Source organism: Magnetococcus marinus MC-1, from assembly GCF_000014865.1.
Lineage (GTDB): Bacteria > Pseudomonadota > Magnetococcia > Magnetococcales > Magnetococcaceae > Magnetococcus > Magnetococcus marinus.
In genome coordinates this window covers 2079202-2097357 of sequence record NC_008576.1, presented here as the reverse complement: position 1 = coordinate 2097357, position 18156 = coordinate 2079202, and the positions used below count along the sequence as shown (strand labels likewise).

General features: G+C 51.0%; 19 protein-coding genes. 5 read left to right on the top strand and 14 right to left on the bottom strand.

The window, feature by feature from the left end; genetic code table 11:
* Positions 1-12 precede the first annotated feature (12 nt).
* Complete coding sequence (gene htpG / locus MMC1_RS08640) at positions 13-1941, bottom strand: molecular chaperone HtpG (protein WP_011713351.1); 1929 nt, start codon at positions 1939-1941, stop codon at positions 13-15.
* 268 nt (positions 1942-2209) lie between these two features.
* Between htpG and MMC1_RS08635 the strand changes: the two genes are divergently transcribed.
* Both MMC1_RS08635 and MMC1_RS08630 read left to right on the top strand, forming a co-directional pair.
* A complete protein-coding gene (locus MMC1_RS08635; RefSeq protein ID WP_011713350.1) occupies positions 2210-2620 on the top strand; it encodes a hypothetical protein in 411 nt (136 codons plus the stop codon).
* Positions 2621-2888: 268 nt separating this feature from the next.
* Positions 2889-3566 carry a hypothetical protein gene (locus MMC1_RS08630; RefSeq protein WP_011713349.1) on the top strand — a complete coding sequence of 226 codons (678 nt, stop codon included), beginning with the start codon at positions 2889-2891 and terminating at the stop codon, positions 3564-3566.
* Between the two features lie 654 nt (positions 3567-4220).
* Here MMC1_RS08630 and MMC1_RS08625 read toward each other — a convergent pair.
* From MMC1_RS08625 to MMC1_RS08595, 8 genes are all read right to left on the bottom strand, one after another.
* Positions 4221-4502: a hypothetical protein gene (locus MMC1_RS08625; RefSeq protein ID WP_011713348.1), complete on the bottom strand. Its 282-nt coding sequence runs from the start codon at positions 4500-4502 to the stop codon at positions 4221-4223.
* Positions 4503-4529: 27 nt separating this feature from the next.
* Entirely contained in the window at positions 4530-5933 is a 1404-nt protein-coding gene (locus MMC1_RS08620; protein ID WP_081436247.1) for a terminase large subunit domain-containing protein, read from the bottom strand.
* Positions 5872-6480 (bottom strand): hypothetical protein, encoded by a 609-nt coding sequence (locus MMC1_RS08615; RefSeq protein ID WP_011713346.1) that lies wholly within the window; start codon positions 6478-6480, stop codon positions 5872-5874. Before MMC1_RS08615 ends, MMC1_RS08620 begins: the two co-directional genes overlap by 62 nt.
* Before the next feature lie 10 nt (positions 6481-6490).
* Positions 6491-6832 (bottom strand): hypothetical protein, encoded by a 342-nt coding sequence (locus MMC1_RS08610; RefSeq protein ID WP_011713345.1) that lies wholly within the window; start codon positions 6830-6832, stop codon positions 6491-6493.
* On the bottom strand, positions 6829-7002 hold the full coding sequence (locus tag MMC1_RS21895; RefSeq protein ID WP_160162685.1) for a hypothetical protein: 174 nt from the start codon (positions 7000-7002) through the stop codon (positions 6829-6831). Before MMC1_RS21895 ends, MMC1_RS08610 begins: the two co-directional genes overlap by 4 nt.
* Positions 7003-7224: 222 nt before the next feature.
* Entirely contained in the window at positions 7225-7524 is a 300-nt protein-coding gene (locus MMC1_RS08605; protein ID WP_160162684.1) for a D-Ala-D-Ala carboxypeptidase family metallohydrolase, read from the bottom strand.
* Positions 7525-7966: 442 nt separating this feature from the next.
* A complete protein-coding gene (locus MMC1_RS08600; protein ID WP_143711391.1) occupies positions 7967-8422 on the bottom strand; it encodes an antiterminator Q family protein in 456 nt (151 codons plus the stop codon).
* Between the two features lie 161 nt (positions 8423-8583).
* A complete protein-coding gene (locus tag MMC1_RS08595) occupies positions 8584-9777 on the bottom strand; it encodes a hypothetical protein (protein WP_041641064.1) in 1194 nt (397 codons plus the stop codon).
* A 433-nt stretch (positions 9778-10210) separates the two neighbouring features.
* Here MMC1_RS08595 and MMC1_RS08590 point away from each other — a divergent pair, with 433 nt between their 5' ends.
* Both MMC1_RS08590 and bluB read left to right on the top strand, forming a co-directional pair.
* Complete coding sequence (locus tag MMC1_RS08590; RefSeq protein ID WP_143711390.1) at positions 10211-10957, top strand: hypothetical protein; 747 nt, start codon at positions 10211-10213, stop codon at positions 10955-10957.
* 447 nt (positions 10958-11404) lie between these two features.
* Positions 11405-12112, top strand: coding sequence for a 5,6-dimethylbenzimidazole synthase (bluB, locus tag MMC1_RS08585; RefSeq protein WP_011713340.1), 708 nt, complete (start codon positions 11405-11407; stop codon positions 12110-12112).
* 299 nt (positions 12113-12411) lie between these two features.
* Here the strand turns inward: bluB and MMC1_RS08580 are convergent, their stop codons facing one another.
* From MMC1_RS08580 to MMC1_RS08560, 5 genes are all read right to left on the bottom strand, one after another.
* On the bottom strand, positions 12412-13125 hold the full coding sequence (locus MMC1_RS08580; protein ID WP_011713339.1) for a hypothetical protein: 714 nt from the start codon (positions 13123-13125) through the stop codon (positions 12412-12414).
* Between the two features lie 66 nt (positions 13126-13191).
* Entirely contained in the window at positions 13192-14046 is an 855-nt protein-coding gene (locus MMC1_RS08575) for an NAD(P)-dependent oxidoreductase (RefSeq protein WP_011713338.1), read from the bottom strand.
* A 29-nt stretch (positions 14047-14075) separates the two neighbouring features.
* Positions 14076-14666, bottom strand: a complete 591-nt coding sequence (locus MMC1_RS08570) for a TerD family protein (RefSeq protein ID WP_011713337.1) — start codon at positions 14664-14666, stop codon at positions 14076-14078.
* A gap of 289 nt (positions 14667-14955) precedes the next feature.
* Positions 14956-15552, bottom strand: a complete 597-nt coding sequence (locus MMC1_RS08565) for a peroxiredoxin (protein WP_011713336.1) — start codon at positions 15550-15552, stop codon at positions 14956-14958.
* A gap of 452 nt (positions 15553-16004) precedes the next feature.
* Positions 16005-17606 (bottom strand): peptide chain release factor 3, encoded by a 1602-nt coding sequence (locus MMC1_RS08560; protein WP_011713335.1) that lies wholly within the window; start codon positions 17604-17606, stop codon positions 16005-16007.
* Positions 17607-17834: 228 nt separating this feature from the next.
* Between MMC1_RS08560 and MMC1_RS21625 the strand changes: the two genes are divergently transcribed.
* A complete protein-coding gene (locus MMC1_RS21625; protein WP_011713334.1) occupies positions 17835-18098 on the top strand; it encodes a hypothetical protein in 264 nt (87 codons plus the stop codon).
* Positions 18099-18156: the final 58 nt, after the last annotated feature.

Here is an 18156-nt window from a genome sequence, read left to right as displayed (position 1 = left end):
ACGCTGCGAAGCTTAACCCATCAACAACTTATTTAGACGTTTGACAAACTGACTGGGATCTTTCAGTTGCCCCCCCTCCGCGAGCAGCGCTTGATCGTGCAACACATGGGTCAACTCGCCAAACTTCTCTTCGTCAGCCTCATCGGCTAGACGCTTGAGCAGGGCATGGCTGGGGTTGATCTCCAAAATACGCTTAGCGGTGGGCACCTCTTGACCGGCCTCCTTGAGCAAGCGCTCCAGGGTGGCGCTCATATCGTGCGCATCCCCCACCAGACAGGCGGGGGATTCAGTCAAACGGTGACTTAATCGCACCTCTTTAACCTGACCTTCCAGTACTTTAGCCATCCGCTCGGTGATCGGCTTAAGCGCCTCTTCCTGCGCTTTTTCAGCCTCTTCATCTTTGGCTTCTTCTTCACCACCTGCAAATTTGGAGAGATCCAACTCACCCTTGGTGATGGCCTGTAAAGGCTTGCCGTCAAACTCGGTCAAATGAGTAACGGTCCACTCATCAACCCGGTCTGAAAGCAGCAGCACCTCAATGCCTTTTTTACGGAAGATCTCCAAGTGGGGGCTAGATGAGCAGGCTTCAAAGCTCTCGCCGGTTACATAATAGATCGCCTCCTGCCCCTCTTTCATGCGCTCCACATAGTCCGCTAGGGCGATTTTTGGCACCCGCTCACCGTCATGGGTGGTGCTAAAGCGGCACAGTTTGGCGATGCGCTCTTTGTTGGCAAAATCTTCGATCATGCCCTCTTTGAGCACCATGCCAAACTCTTTCCAGAAGGTGGCATATTTTTCAGGATCATTTTTGAGCATCTCTTCGAGCATACCCAAAACTTTATGGACCAAGCCCTTTTTAATCGCCTCGACCTGACGGTTCTGCTGCAATATTTCGCGCGAGACATTCAGGGGTAGATCGGCGGAATCAATCACACCCCGCACAAAGCGCAGGTAGCGGGGCAGCAGCTCTTCACTGGTATCCATGATGAAGACACGCCGCACAAACAGCTTCAGCCCACCGCGACGATCCCGATCCCACAGATCAAAGGGAGCACGACCCGGGATGTAGAGCAACAGGGTATACTCCATACGCCCTTCCATACGCGCATGTACCCACTCCATGGGGTCTTCAAAATCGTGACCCACATGTTTGTAGAACTCTTTATACTCATCTTCCGTGATGTCATTTTTCGAGAGCGTCCACAGCGCACTGGCTTTATTGACCGTCTCCCACTCTGGGGTTTTAGGGGGCTCGGGCTCTTCGCCCTCTTTTGCAGGTGGGGCGGGTGGCAGCTCTTCGAGCATTTTCACCGGCCACGTCACATGGTCAGAAAATTTACGCACAATCGAGCGCAGACGCCACGCATCCAGAAACTCTTTTTCATCCTCGCGCATATGCAGGGTAATACGGGTACCACGCTCGGCTTTTTCCATATTTTCCAAGGTGTAGCTGCCATCACCCGCCGAGATCCAACGCACCCCTTGCTCAGCGCCAGCCCCAGCTTTACGGGTCTCCAAAGTTACTTTGTCTGCCACAATAAAGCTGGAGTAAAAACCGACCCCAAATTGACCAATCAGGTGGGCATCACGCTGCTGATCACCGGTGAGTGATTTAAAAAACTCCTTGGTACCCGATTTGGCGATGGTACCAATGTTGGAGATCACCTCATCACGGCTCATACCGATACCATTATCCATGATGGAGAAGGTGCCAGCCTCTTTATCAAATTCCAATTTGATGGTTAGCTCGCTATCTCCTTCAAACAGGCTATCATCAGAGAGCCCGGCGAAACGCAGCTTATCGTTGGCATCGGAGGCATTGGAGATCAATTCCCGTAGAAAGATCTCTTTATTGCTGTACAGGGCGTGGATCATTAGATCCAGCAACTGACTCACTTCGGTTTGAAACTCGCGGACTTCCGTCTCGGTAGCGGCACTCATGGGCTAAAATCTCCCTGTTTATTTCCCACGGCCACGGGGCCTAGGGCTGTTATGCATCACGTTCAAGGCCCTATATGGGGAGCCAAAAGCCACTTTGCAACCATCACAGCCAAAAAAAGTTTATTCTGAGCAACCACTGCGGGGTTCAGACAGAGCAATAGGGACAGTGAGCATGTTTATTGCAGCACCCTGAAACACGATCTTTAATAGCACACCGTACGGGCTAGCCTCGCGCAGCCCCACCGCAGACGTTTAGCAAGGAGAGACAATGGGTATCTTCCGCACCCTCCCCCTACACCTGTTTATGATGGCGATCTATTTTGGCGTGGTCCATTTTGGCTATGGGGGTCATGCCGATGAGGCCATGGTGGCACTGGTCAAATCGTTTCAACTGCTCTCAGGAGCCAGCATCTCTTTGACCAATGGCGACATTTTTATCATGGTCGCTATCGTGATGCTGTTTATTGAGATGGTAAAATCCACCAGCAGCAGCATGAGCTCCGTAATCGACCATATGGTCTCTATGCTCTCCTTTGTGGCCCATCTTGGTCTCTTTTTAATGATCCCTATGGCGGGGCACCCGGTCTTTCTTATCCTGACCCTGATTGCTTTTGTGGATGTGGTTGGGGGATTTACCATCACCATCGTTTCTGCCCGCCGCGATGTTGCCATGGGTTAAGCTGGCTATTGAGACCAGAGGGGCGGGCATGATGCGCCCCTCTGGTCTTAACACCCCCCCTGATCTAAGACCCTACGCCCTATTTATTATCATTTTCTTATAAAGCATGCCAAACAAAGAATAAAATCTGCCATACTCCCTCATAAATGCCGCCAGTCGCTTAAATCAAGGTTTATATATTCTTTTAATTGATTATAATGGTTTGCAATCTGGTTGTCATCAACCCTACCAGACCGACTCTCTCGTTCTCTATGAAAGGGGCATAACCATGGCCATGAAGACCCTCTCCTATGCTCAGGCACGTCCACTTATGAAGGCTGGGGATGTCATCGCCTTTTCCGGTAAAGGCCATTTTTCTGAGGTGATCAAGCTTGCCACCCGTTCAGGGGTTTCCCACGTTGGGGTAGTTTTACAAACCCAGGTGATGGAGATCGAGAGCGGCAAATTTTTTAACCAGATTATTGAATCCGCCACAATCCGTGGTTTTAGCGGGGTAAGCATTTCGCTTTTATCGGAGCGTTTGGATGAGTATGAAGGGGATATTTGGTGGTTACCAATTCAAGCAAAATTAACGGAAAACCCGGAAAATCATAAAGCTTTTTATAATTTTCTGTTCCAGCAAGCCAAACTTAAAAAGCCGTATGATTTTCCTCAAGCGGTTCAATCTGCGGTGGATGCCATGGACGAGCTACCCTTTGGCCTGCATGGTCCTGGCTATAATCGTGAGGATTTTAGTCGATTTTTCTGCTCAGAACTGGTGGCTGCCGCGCTGGAGAGGGCCAAAATCGTTGGCACCATCAACGCTTCGGAGGTGACGCCCATTGATTTGTGCCGCTGGAATATCTATGAGCAGGATTACTATCTGCTCAAGCAGGGCAATCCTGACAAACCAGCCCAATCCATTACCCGCTTTAACAGCATGGACCCTGCTTTATGGAATCTGTAAGGCCGCCTTCTCTTCGATTGCGGCGAATGACTCAAGCTTATGGCAAACAGGGCACGAAAGGTTGCCCATAACCTGCGGGCCGAGGCGAAGCGGCCAGTGTATTTTTTTGGTATGCTCAGGCTTTAAAAAAAATCATCCGCCAAATAGCCCGTTTTTATGGTTATTTGGTGGATGATTCATAAAAAAAATGGCAAAAGTGGGCTAGAGCCTAAACAGGATAAATTGTTGTAAGCTTGGTTGGTAAGCGTATTTATGGACCCACCCTCATTCGGATTTAACGCCCCCCTGATTACCTTCGACATAAGTGCGCATCTTACTTGGATAAGCACCTTCACGCTCGAAAAGCATACTAAATAATATTAGGGTACTTAAACCCGAAGTATGAATAATAGTCTTTTTAAGGCGCAAACTTGCCAATAAATTCTGTTTTTTGGTGGAAGGCATGGTGCAATTCTGTTGCGTTGTAAGGCTTGTTGGTGCGATAAGCTCGGTCGTTCGTTTAACAAACCTATCTGTACCAACAAGCCTTCTCAACTTGCGCCGTTTGTTTGCTCCCGTCACACAAAGAAACAGCGTGATCTCTGCTTGTCCATGGGTTTATGGGCACCTGACAGCGCTTCAGGTGCCCATAGCCGTACCACAGCAGAAGGCTCGCTACAGCATGCCCAATCTGTGCATATTCTCCACAATGGCTTGCCGGGGACTTTCCAGTTCATGGTGTCGTGGTGCTGGCGTTTCGTTGCCCACTTCCACCAATTGGTTATCCCGCAAAAAAGCACGGTGGCTAGAGCGGCTGCTAATCACCCCACCATTAACCACGTTGCGGTAGGGGGTTAGGTCACTCATGATATAGGGTCCCTTGCGTTCAGGCAGGGGCGCATGTAGATCGACCTCCACCAGCCGCCCCTCGCGCCAGACAAATCGACGTCGTGCCATTGTGATCTCCTTGTTGATTAAACCCACTCAAATACGGTGCACCGTTACCCTCTGCTGCTGGGCCCACATCTCATCTAAGGTGGGAAGCTGCAACAGACCATCGGCCTTGACCGCCGCCTTGGGACGCAGGTAGGGGCGCGACATCAGGGCATAACGCCACTCGTCCGCAGCATGGTCTTCCGCGCTGGTATCCAGATCTTCCGGTCGACTCTCATCATGTTGTAATGAGGGGATGGTCCGAATGGAGTCGATACAGGTATCAAAGCAGTAGAGCATGGGCACGCCATCCTCACCCACCATACGTTGCCGCATTTGGTCCCATCCCCCTACCCGACTCCGGTTATCCGCCGGTTTAAAGCGCACCCCTTCACGGGCCATGCGCTCCCCAATGGATGGCCCGCCATCCTTGGCAAAGATCGCTGGATCAGCCACCGAATAGTGAATGGTCTCATCCTTGGCCTCTTTCGCCAAAATTCCACGCGCCACCGACTCTGCATCCATTTTCAACCCCACATTGGGGTTACCATTGGAGCCATACCACTCCCTATACCGCACCAAGGCATTTTTAGGGAGACCCTCTAACTCGCCATCGGAAACCGCCCACCAGCCCACGCTAAAGGGACGTGCCGAGCCCCAGTCAAAAGCGCGAAATCGTGTCCAGTGGCTGGGCAAGGCTCTTGGTTTAATCACCATTTTGCTGGACCAACGGTCAAAAAAGGCCCCCATGATAATGTTCCAATCACCTTCCAGCCAGGCACGCACCAGCTCTTTACTACCCACATCTTTAAGCCGCTCCACATAGTCCGGATCGTTCTCCGTCAAGATGGCGTTATCCCGCACGCTGGAGGGAATAAAGATGCGTGGATGACGGCTCAGTTCATCCTGCAACAATTGATAGCCCGCAGGGGCTGGATCAATAAAACGTCGTTTGACCCATTGATGCCCCGCCCCCCCGGGGTTGCCGCTAGCCCGTATCCGTTTATGTTTTATCCCATGTGCCGAACGCAAACAGGCCATCAACATTTTATAGGCCACATCATCGGGCCAATTGGTCAGTTCGTCCCAGCCAATCCAGGTATACTGATGCCCTTGATAGCGGGCGGCATCTGCCGCCCGCTCCAGATAGCGCAATTTGAGCACCGAGCCACCCTGAAACCGCCAAGTCCGATCCGAAGCTTTGTAGACCGCCCCGAGGGGAGCAAATAATTGCTGTGCACGGTTTTGCACCTCTTCCAGTTCACCATAGGTTCTTCGAAACAGAATGCCTCTCCAGGCACCGCCCAGGTAGGTTTCTTGGAGAAAATCCCCCAACAAAAAGTCGGTTTTCCCGCCCCCTCTGGCCCCCCCAAAAAATAGCTCTGGCACAGCCCTACTGGCTATGGCGGTGAGTTGAGGCCCTTTCTGGGGCTTCCATTGCAGATCTTTCTTCATTTAGGTGCGCTTTAAGTTCATCCAATGTTGGGGTGATCATACACTGTTGATCGGTGGCCAACTCAGCCTTGTCGGCCCCGCCTTCTTTGGCATCCATGCCCCACGCTTTACGTTCATTTTCCTGACAAATTTTAAACGCCTCCGCGCTCAGTTTCAGCAGCTTGATCTGCTCTAGATCCCCTGCATTAAGCGCTTTGTGGATCCGTTTTTTATGCTCCAGCCACGTTTCGCGATGATCCTGAATGACCCCACTCAGATCGCACCCAAGCCCTTTTTCGCCTAACATGGCCTCATCCTGCGCCGGCGCTGTCAGCAATGGGTGTTCTGTATTGGGCGCGAGGGCCTGCAAAGGGTCTTCAGGCATCTTTTCGGTGATAACATCAGCGCCAGCTTCAGTTTTTATGCGGGTTTTCATCCAAGCTTCTCGACGCATGCGCCCATAGATCGCCGAAGAGGAACCCCCATATTGCTTTACCAATTCGCGTACCGTGGCCCCCTGTTCATAGGCCATACGCATGGAGAGCCAATCCACGTTTTGCTCTGCCATCACAACATCCTCATCCTTGAACGATGTGGTCCATCAAAATTTTTTCCAGACGATCCATGCGCTCTTTTAGGTCTTGTTTGAGTTCGCCCAACTCTTTGCCAACCGACTGCATACCACCAAAGATCTGCCGGTGTTCCACCTCTAGGGTGGCGAATTTCAGCGAACCGTTTTTGAGCGCCTCATCCGTCTCTTCATGGCTGGCTTCCACCATGCGGTGACATTCCTCTCGGTGTTTGCTGCAATCCGATTGCCGCACAAACAGAGAGGAGAGCGTCCAACTCACCAGCGCCTGAACCGCCCCAAGCACCACAATCATATAGCTAAGGGTCTCCCAGGTTAGGGTGAATGTCATTTATTACCCTCCTTAGCCCGACCCACCACCAACGCCAGGGACTCAATAATTCGGTAAGCCCCCCGTAACACCCCTTCATCCTTTGGGGTTGGAGTGGTGGCGGTGACAATGCTTGCCAAAGTCACTAGGGTTGGTCCGTAGTTAAAAATACCTTCGATGATCTGTTCCATGATTAAGCTCCCGTGCTATGGATCTCTATTCCCACCCAACAAAGGGTCGCCAGCCTACGACCCTAACCACCAGCATTGCGTGTCAGCCCACACTTGCTGGCCTAAAAACGAAATAACATGCTTCTTTACAGAACCTTATCGACATGAACGAGCATAAACCCCAACCCTGTGGCCAAAATCATCGTGGTTAGGGCAATATAAAGGTCTAGACGAAAGCGCATATTAATACCCCCACATCACCTGTTGCGGCTTGGATGCATCGGCATCCACATGTAAAAAACCGCGTTTGACATCCACCCCAATACGCTTAAAACCCGCTTGCAACAGACCGCGAATCATGTGAAATCGGGAACCACTCTCTATGGCCTTTAAATCCACCGCCAAACCTAGGGTATGGCTACTGCCGGGTTTACCCCCGACCGCTCTATTGTGGTGGGCACAGCGAAACCCGCTGTTTATATGAAACGCCACACCAGCCCATTCACGCGCCTGATCCAACTGCGTTAAAAACGGGCTTTGCATATCTGCCCGCCCACAACACGGACACCTAAACTCATGAAGCTCAAAATATTTCATAGACAACTCCTTAGCCGCCAAAACAAAACAGCTCTGCTTCGTATGAAGCAGAGCTGTTTAGAGAAACGCGTAACATACTGCCGTGGATGGGGTATGTTTTAATTGAGGAGCTTGTTCGCGTCGTTACAAACACACTGTGCGCTCGGCAAAAAGAAATACCCTCACCAATACTTCGCCCTTAACCCAAACCACGCTTTGCCCCTTGCCCCTCAGCGTACGTCAGAGCTCTACCCGCACACACACAACGCAACAATCCTTTGGAACAACGGAAGACAAACCTGTTAACCAAGCCGGCTGTGCTCAACCAACCGCGTTCCTAGCCGACATTCTACAAAACATAAAGCAGTTTCTGAACGTTCACAAGCTTATTTTTGCCTTTATAGCATATTTATGCTTTTATTAACGACGCACAGACCTCCTCCCTCTGCCCGGCCTCATCCTGAAGATAGGCGTAGAACCACCCTTCAAACAGACCTTCTGCCCGGGACCGTAGGGTCTGCACCTTGCCATAAGAGAACACTCGTTCACGCGCAATAATCCGCATACCTTTTTTCCCAAGGTAAAATTCCTGTAAAAGGGTCACTTCATGCGGAAATATTTTTGCCATTTTAGAGATTACACAATCCACCAGCAGTGACTGTTGCTCGCTATTTTCATACTTTAAGCTTCGTCCCACGTGACCAGCCGCTCGACGCATGAGCAACTGCGTACTCGTTATGGGGTTTTGCGAGCTCATACCGCTACGCGACCATCGCGCCCACTCTTGCAACAGCTCCGTGGCTGAGGGTTGTTGCTCAAGGGTATTTTGCAACGCAACACTCATCTTCATCTCCTTCAAATCCATTTATTTTCTTTGTTTTATATGTGCTTAACCGAGATCAAGGCAACATCCCCATGGTTACCGCCCTATAGGTGGTGCCGTGGCCCGTTTAGATCAACTTGGCCCCTTTCAAGGGTCTTACGCTAACCGCATGTACACACACCAATCCATTTACAGAGGCTCATTTATGCCATTTCGTGCCAAGCCCAACCGAAGCAGCCCTCGTTTAGAAACTCATGGGCCGCATAGTACTCATTTTGATCACGCCAACCCTGAAGAATGCAAAATTTTGCATAGGCTTTAGCCCCCCGTACAATGAGGTTTTGATCAACCTCCTGCACAACCTGTTGCCAGATTCGATAGACCATAAATTGATTAAGATGCTGTCGCCCTTGTTTGGGGTAGGCGGCCCAAAATTGTCGGAATGCGTGGGGCAATACCTGCGGCTGCTCTTCATTGAACGGCTGTTTTTTACTGGGTAAAAGCTGGGCATACTCATCCTGATGAAACAGTTGCTTCATCATATTTTGCGCGGTTTGGTGCTGAACCGTTTTTTGACGGGACTCGGTCGTGTTATCAAGGCTCCATTGAAACGTTTCTACCAGTTGCACACTTTCAATAAAGGCGACCACCAGCTCCATCGCTTCTAACATTGCGCACCCTTCACCATGGGAGAGCACAGCCCCACCCGCCACAGTGACACGTTGCAATTTTTCCATCACCATCCGTGCCCTGACCATGGCGAAGCGGCCTTCATCACCCAAACGGTTCTGCTCAATCGGCTCTAATTTGTCCCACCACGGCACCCACTTGGCCATGCCCTGTCGCGGAGCGCCTGCTTCAAGCTGCTGCACTTCTCTTAAGGCATATTCCAGCATGCTCTCTTCCCGATCATAATCATTTGCTGGCAACCCAAACCATGTTTCCCCTTCAATCCCTACCTCCCCTTCAATCCCTACCTCCCCTTCAATCCCTACCTCCCCTTCAATCCCTACCTCCCCTTCAATCCCTACCTCCCCTTCAATCCCTACCTCCCCTTCAATCCCTACCTCCCCTTCAATCCCTACCTCCCCTTCAATCCCTACCTCCCCTTCAATCCCTACCTCCCCTTCAATCCCTACCTCCCCTTCAATCCCTACCTCCCCTTCAATCCCTACCTCCCCTTCAATCCCTACCTCCCCTTCAATCCCTACCTCCCCTTCAATCCCTACCTCCCCTTCAAACCTCTCCCGCTCTGGCTTTTTTATTTTCCACCCATCCTCAGAACCATTGGCTACCCCCCCTGCCTCCGCATTCCCATGTAAGGATGGAAACCCACCCGCTCCATGCGTATCTTGCTGAACCCCCTCACAGGGTATCCATAACCCTTTATCCTTCATCCTTATCCCTCACGGTTTGTTGGTTGGTTCACGGCTTGCTTAATTGCGCTTAGCAACCCGTCCGTAAATGATTGCATCATGCTTGCATCATTTTGCTGACGATACTGGACTGCTCTTGGCTTTGCAAGCATTTTTTTGCCTCATTAATGCGGTGCAATATATTGCTTTATGCTTCCCTGTATTTCCATTTACCCACCCTTTCAAACCAAAACGGTGACAATGCTGTATAAACACACTCTTGATAAACAGCCTGGATTTGCCTACAAAATACGATTGTTAAGAACTTTTTCGTTGTGCGTTTGCCAAACGCTTCCGATATGAGTGATGTGTCCTGTTTTTTAAGTAGCTTGAGCGTCGTTTTTCGTTCAAAATTGGGCGAAAAATGCGTATAGTTGAGTTGGCGTGGGTTAACATTAGGCGTGGGCGGCGTGGCATGAATGCAACAGACAACTCTTTTGAAGAGCTTGAATCCCAAGATGAAATCGACGAGAACGCCGACAAACTCCGTCGCTTTGGCATCACCCGTGGGCAGCTCTATTTTTCTACCGGCTTTCTGTTCTTCATATTGCTTTTGACTCTTTTAGATTTTACAGGTGTGGTCTCTTTTCAAGAGGCCTTCAATCTTGAGGATCGCGTGCAACCCTCTATCGAGAAAGAACGTAAGGTTGCGGAACGTAAAGAGGGGGAGCGGGCCGAAGTCAAGATGATTAAGGGCGCAAAAAAAGCCACTGAATCACATCGTGCGGCCAAGGCCCCCGTTGGTAAACAGCAGGTTACACCACAGCAAGCAGGCCCTGAGTCAGATCAGCCCATTGTTCAGGGCATCCGACTGGAGCGTGTGCGCGTTGGTTTGTCCGAGAGCCATTACCCTCCCGCGCCAAAGGATGAGCGGCGGGCGCTATCCTCACTTTCCAACAGTGGCGAGCACACCCTAACGTCAGCACGTGTTGTTATGGAATTTTTTGATCATAAAGAGCAGTTGATTGAACAGCGCACGGTGAACCCTTTGGTGATTGCCGGGGGGGTGCTGGGGGATGTAGAAAAACCGCTTGCCCCAGGTGAGCATCGACCCTTTGCTGCGACTGTAAGCAATCTGTCATCCACTTGGTCTGGCAAAGTTCGGGCACGTATTGAGGGTATGCAGTTTAAAGGGTGGGATACCGCCCAGCTGGTGCCGTAGGCCCGTTCGATACCTCTTCCGGCCCACTAAGAGGGGTGGGGTGGCTATTGGCCGGGCGCGTGCCTGAGCATCGACCTACTAAGCCGAGCGCCGATGAATGCTGTTACACGTCGCGAACGATTTACAAATGAGTTGCACGCTTTGTAAGGAGAGCCCATTGATGCAACCAGTGCTGTGTTGGTTGCGTTGGTATTTGGGTGAGTTTTTTAAAAGAGCCATTTTACGCACCCTTTTTTGTGGGTTTTGCTGATTTTATTTGATTTTTTTTTCGACTCATGCAAAGGATGATGCGCTGAAGGTAGACGACAATTTTTTATTGCATAGCTTAACGCTCCCGACCGAGCGTAAGGGCGTGGCTTAACCGCTACGCCTTTTTTTTGTCCACCCATCTGCTTTGGCGGAAATCGCATCGTTTGAGCAGAGATCTTGTTCAGGTGACCCATAGGCATGTCCTTTTCAAAAGAGCAACGTCAAGCCGTTTACGACACCATTTTCGCAAGACGTGATGTCCGTGGTGAATTTTTACCCGATCCCATACCCGACGCTGTACTCAGCCGTTTACTCTTGGCCGCGCACCACGCCCCATCGGTTGGTTTTATGCAGCCGTGGAATTTTCTGATTATCCGGCAACCAACGGTCAAACAGCAGGTGCATCAAGCCTTTCAAAAAGCGAATGACGAGGCGGCGCAACAATTTAGTGGGGAACAGGCCGATCGCTACCGCCGCTTAAAATTAGAAGGTATTTTAGAAGCGCCCATAAACCTTTGCATGACGTGTGATCGAGATCGCTGTGGTCCTGTTGTGCTGGGACGCACCCACATGCCAGAGATGGATCTCTACAGTACAGTATGTGCGGTGCAAAATTTATGGTTGGCGGCCCGCGCCGAAGGGGTTGGCGTTGGCTGGGTAAGTATTTTAGATCCTGCGGCGCTAAAGTCTATTTTACGCATAACCACGGCCAACATTGTGCCGGTGGCCTATCTTTGCATGGGCTATGTCTCACATTTTCATGGGGAGCCTGAACTGGCAAGCAAAGGTTGGCGTCAACGCTTAGACCCCGCTTCATTAATCTACTATGATCAATGGGGGCAGCAGGAGAGCCCCCATAAACTTGATGAAGCGTTAGGCGCTCAGCGTCGTTTATTATTACTCTAAGCAAACGTCGCTCTCCCACCCCCCCTATCCACAGAGACAGAGCCCTGAACACAGCTCAAGCCCTTGCTAGATGGGCCATCCCAGCACTACGACGCTCGGAAGAGAAGGGAAAACCGAGCACTCCCCCCTATTGAGCGGGGCTTAGCTTACCTTGTACGATGCTGTAAACCCTGCCCCTTTGCAGGAGGAAGCGGTCATGCCCTATCTGACCATTCAACGCGCCCATACATCCCCTATAAACCGAGCTAACCGGTTTAATTTATGCCCGCTGAAAGCAAACCAAATCGCATGTTAACCATCTAACTTTGCAATAGAATATCTCGAAGTTTTTGCTCCACGCTTTGCAAACCTTGGTTCTTGCGAAGCTGCCCAAGCATGGCTTTAAAGTGGGTCACATAGCTTTGGCTGCCTACCTGCACTTCTACCGCAGAGATACCTGGCAACTGCACCAAGGCACGTTGATAATGCTTTTGATCTAATATTTTATGGGCCAGTTCGCTATTTGGTGCACGATCAGGGTTAAGCACCGTCACGATAACGGACTTTCCCTGCATCTGCACCGTTATGGGTAGGGCGGCAAGAATACGAGGATCGGTGTGCAGAAAAATGGACTGCAAGGTTGCGCTGCCACCGCTGTTACTGCGCCTACTTTGGTAACGACGCATAAAAGCACTGGCGTTTTGCGCCTCTTTTAAGGGGCGGAATAGCACTTGGCTGCCATCTCCGTGCTCGTGTCGGATCGCATCAGCCAGCAGGTGCCGCTGTTGGGCATAAGCGTCGTTCACTCCCCGTGGCTGATTCTGGGCAAGCCCCAGCACTGCACCCCAGCGGTCGCGGCTCAGCACAGCGACTTCAACCTGGCGCCCTTTAATTTTCTGGATTTCAAAGGGAAAAAACGCCAAATCAGCGTGCATCAATAGCTTTTTTTGCAGTTGCTGTGGCAGGCTATCTGCCTGCGCTTGCGCCATAAAACAGAGGGAAAACAGTAAAAATAGCCATAAAGTGCGCAGCATGATTGCATCCTTGCATTCCGTAGAGATCACCCAAAGAGCTCTTAGAGTGCTGTGCAGGAAGTGCGCCTATTTTAATTTGGTTCGGTAGAGGGCGGAGATGTCTTCCCCCCCAAACCCCTCTTCGATCAACGTCTCATAGCCCGCTGTCGTGGCTTCAAGAAAAGTATCCTCAAGGCCTGCCTCGGTTGTGAGGGCGCGGCAAATTCTAAGATCTTTTAAATGGTGGGCTACTTTAAAACCTGCGGTAAATTGGTTCTCCACCATAGATAATCCTCTATGGTCCAAGAACCAGTTGCCCGCAGCCCCACCAGCGATCGCACCTATCAATTTGGTGAGGGGTAAATCGAGCGATTGCCCCAACGCCAGGGCTTGTGTCACCGCTTGGTTGATGCCTGCCACCATCACTTGGTTGACCGCTTTGGCCTTTTGCCCACTGCCCACAGGCCCCATATGGGTGACATGGGCGGTGATGGGCTTGAGCAGGGGCATTATGCGCTCCAGCACGCGAGCATCCCCACCGATCATCATGGAAAGGGTACCCTTTTGCGCCCCTTCCACCCCACCGGTGACGGGAGCATCCAAAAACGCCACCTGCTTGTTCGCTAGGCGCTCTGCACAGCAGACCGCCGTTTGCGGGTCAACGGTGGAACAATCCATCACCACTTTACCGGGGGCGAGACCGGCCAACAGCTTATCCACCACCTCAAACAGATCTTTATCCTCCGAAACGCATGTCAGGATCACCTCACAACGGGCCGCCAAAGTTGCGGGGTCACTTGCCACCACCACACCAGATTGGGCTTCAAAGGCATGGGCACGGCTGATGGTACGGTTCCAGACAGCTTCCAACAGGTTGGCCCGGTGCAGATTCATGGCCATGCCCCACCCCATCGCACCCAACCCAATGACGCCTATTTTCATGCGTTTGACTCCAAATCAAAAACAGCCTCTCAATAATCCCCATGGAAGGGGGTAAAATGGTCTTGCAAGGTGCCCATACCATCGGGCAAAGCCTCCCGCACGGCGCGAAACACCCACGCTTGATCATTGCGGTAGAAGAGCCCCAACAACCATCCAAACTCCCCTTCTCCACCGGGATGAAATTCGCGGTGCGCGAGTTCCACAGACGACGCACCCGCAACGACCAAGCCATAGTGGGCGCGTCGCAGCATACCCAAATGGATGGCGGGAATATCCTCTTGGGGAATGGTGGCTGAAATGACGATTTGTACAATATCTTCGGGCACGGTGGCCAAATTAATTTTTAACCGCTCTTCGGCGCTGCGGTTTTCAAGGGCTTGTTGGTCGCCCATGTGAGTAATGGAACCACAGGGGGATTGCGTATTATTGTAAAATACCATCTGCTCATCCAGCAGCATGCGTTCATCAACCCCCAGCATAACCGCCGAGAGGTCCATATCCACCATACGAGCAGTCGCCCTATCATCACGTTCCCACTGGTACCATATCTCCAGTTTAGTAACAGGCTGACCCTCATGAAAGAGAAAGAAGTCTTCATCCAAATGCAACTGTTTTGACATGGCTTATCGCCTCATTAGTTGACTCTCCCACGCACGCTAGAACCCTATGCCTGTGGGTTTAGTTTAGCAAATATTACAAATTGATGTAAGCAGGAATCCCTGTTCACCCTTGGTCCATTTTATCCTGCTCAGGCTATTCTTGATATGGTTTATTTTAACGCCCACATCAAGCGGGTGATAGGCTCTCTTTTAGCGACAGCCTGTTTACCTAGCAGCCGCCTATAACAGCAAAGAGCCACCCCCTATGAGGGGTGGCTCTTTTTATCATCTATCTGTAAATATTACAGAATTACAGCTTATCAGCGTTGGCGGCAAGATACTTAGCCACCCCTTCGGTGGAGCCTTGCATACCAGCATCGCCAGATTTCCAGCCAGCGGGACACACTTCGCCATGGGCTTCAGTGAATTGCAGGGCGTCGATCATGCGCAACATTTCATCAATATTACGACCTAAGGGCAGATCGTTCACCACTTGGTGACGCACTTTACCCTCTTTGTCGATCAAGAAAGAGCCGCGCAATGCAATGGCGTCGTTAAAGAGCACGTCATAATCACGGGCGATTTGCTTGTTCAGGTCCGCAATCAGGGGATATTTAACCTGACCGATGCCGCCGTTATTGATTTCGGTATTTTTCCAAGCCAAGTGGCTAAAATGGGAGTCGATGGAGCAACCCAACACCTGTACATTACGCTTTTCAAACTCACCCAAGCGGTGGTCGAAGGCGATCAGCTCGGAAGGGCAAACAAAGGTAAAGTCCAGGGGATAGAAGAACAACACCACATACTGACCTTTATAGTCCGACATGGAGATTTCTTGAAACGAATTGTCGGCCATCACGGCAGTCGCATTAAAATCGGGGGCCTGCTTGGTAACCAGAACACTCATTGGAACACTCCCTATACTTATTTTTGGCGAAAAAAAACGGCAAACCCAGGTGGGTTACGTCAACTAAATTGGGTCACGGCATTGCCGTGATGTCAGACAAGATACAAACATGATTGTTGGCGGGTCAACAATAAATCACACCTTTCCAGATAATTTTTTACATAGCTTGAAACTATACAACCAATAGCTTGCAGCTATAGGTTATTCGTGTTTTATTTCAAACTCTTGCACCACAGTATCGCCGGATAAAATGAACCAGATAGAGGCATCCTTTACCCAGCCATCACCAAGTTCTGCTTACCTTAAGCACACTCTGCTGCAAGGGCCAATCTGCGCCACAATAAAATATGGCCGATGGAGCTGTACACAACCCATCCACGACAGCCAACCCGCAAAATTCAGGTGATTCTACCCGAACCAAGTTGCTGCCCCCTTACCCGATGGATGCTCTCCTAACCGACGGTCTGCTCTTTCGTCTGTAGAAACCGCACTTTGGGAAAGTTTTCCTGGGCGGTATTCAAGTGCCATGCATTACGTGCCAAAAAGACTGGCGCGCCTTCATGATCTTCTGCCATATCCACTTGGTGACGGTCAACAAACTGTTTAAGCAAACGGTGGTCATCGGCCTCCACCCAGCGTGCGGTGTGCAATTGGGTCGATTCATAGTGAACGGGTATGGCATATTCTGTGCGGATACGATCCCCCAGCACTTCAAATTGCAACGCCCCCAGCACACCGATAATCCAATCCCCACCCAAGTTGGCTTTAAACACCCGCGCGGCCCCCTCTTCGCCCAGTTGTACCAAGGTACGGCCAAGATGTTTGGCTTTCATCGGATCGTCCGGCCTGACTTTACGCAGCATCTCTGGGGCAAAACTGGGGATGCCCGTATAGTGTAGAGATTCCCCTTCTGACAAGGTATCTCCAATGCGCAGGTTGCCATGGTTGGGAATTCCCAAAATATCCCCGGCAAAGGCTTCTTCGGCGCGTTCCCTATCCTGGGCTAAAAACAGCACAGGGTTGTGCAGGTTTAGGATTTTTTGAGAGCGCACATGTTTGACTTTCATCCCCCGCTCGAATTTACCCGAACAGATGCGGAAAAAGGCGATTCTATCCCGATGTTTAGGGTCCATATTAGCCTGGATTTTAAAGACAAAGCCGCTAAATTTCTCTTCATCTGGCTCCACTTGCCGCTCTTGAGCTTTTTGGGCGCGCGGGGGCGGGGCATGTTTAGCAATCCCTTCCAGCAACTCTTGCACACCAAAATTATTGATGGCACTCCCAAAATAGACTGGGGTTAAGGTCCCTTCTCGATAGGCTTTCAGATCAAAAGGCGGGCAGAGTTCACGGGCCATGGCCACATCTTCACGCAATTTTTCAGCGAGATCCGCGGGCAGCAGTTCATCAATTTTGGGGTCATCTAAGCCGTGGCACTGCACAGAACTGGTAACTTTATCGCGGCTTTTTTCCATGAACAGCAATTGGTCGTTAAACAGGTCGTAGCAACCGAGAAAACTTCGCCCCATGCCAATTGGCCAACTGGCTGGTGTGACCTCCAGGGCCAGACTTTGCTCCACCTCATCCAGCAGCGCAAAGGGATCTTGTCCCTCACGGTCCAATTTATTGATAAAGGTGGTAATGGGAATATCCCGCAGACGGCACACTTCAAACAATTTACGGGTTTGGGTCTCGATCCCTTTTGCGGCATCCAGCACCATCACCGCCGAATCCACCGCCGTGAGGGTACGGTAGGTATCTTCACTAAAATCGGCGTGGCCTGGGGTATCCAGCAGGTTAAAGGTATGTTGGCCATACTCAAAGGTCATCACCGAGGCTGTGACCGAGATACCCCGCTCTTTTTCCACGGCCATCCAGTCGGATGTTGCCCGGCGCTGTTCCCCACGGGCTTTCACCGCACCGGCCAGTTGGATCGCACCGCCAAACAGCAGCAATTTTTCCGTCAGCGTGGTTTTTCCCGCGTCAGGGTGTGAAATAATGGCGAAGGTGCGCCGTTTGTTGATGATTTCTGCCAGCGCTCCTGGGGCATGGGACACGTTACAACTCCTTCAGGCAATGGATCGATTGGCGCTAAGCATAGTCATTGTACGCTCCAAGCACAATCATCCACCCGGCGTTGCGTAAAAAACCTGCACACACCCGTGTTCATACATACAATGGCCTGCTCTTTGCATAAATTTTAGCGGCAGGTTTTTTCAAATATTTTACTCAAAATAGGCAGCGAGGGTCCGCCACACGGCGTACTTTAACAGGGGAAAACAACCATGGGAAAACGTCTCTTAACTTTTAGTGAATGGCTTACGACCCAAAGCCGACACGTGGAAGTCGGCATTCGGTTTTTAGCGGAAAAAGTAACCCGTCACATTGAATCGGGGCTCAGCTACACACTACCTTCTGGACGAGAGGGCAGCAAAGCGTGGTATCGTTATGCTGATCCTGAAAATCCTGACCGGGTACGCTTTATCGTCGATATGGCCGTTAATGAGTACAAGCTTTACTGCAAGCAGTGGGCATCCCATCCAGGCTAATAGAGCGGATAGAGGCGCAGGCACAGCCTACGCCTCTATCCCCGCTTGCCGTGCGCAG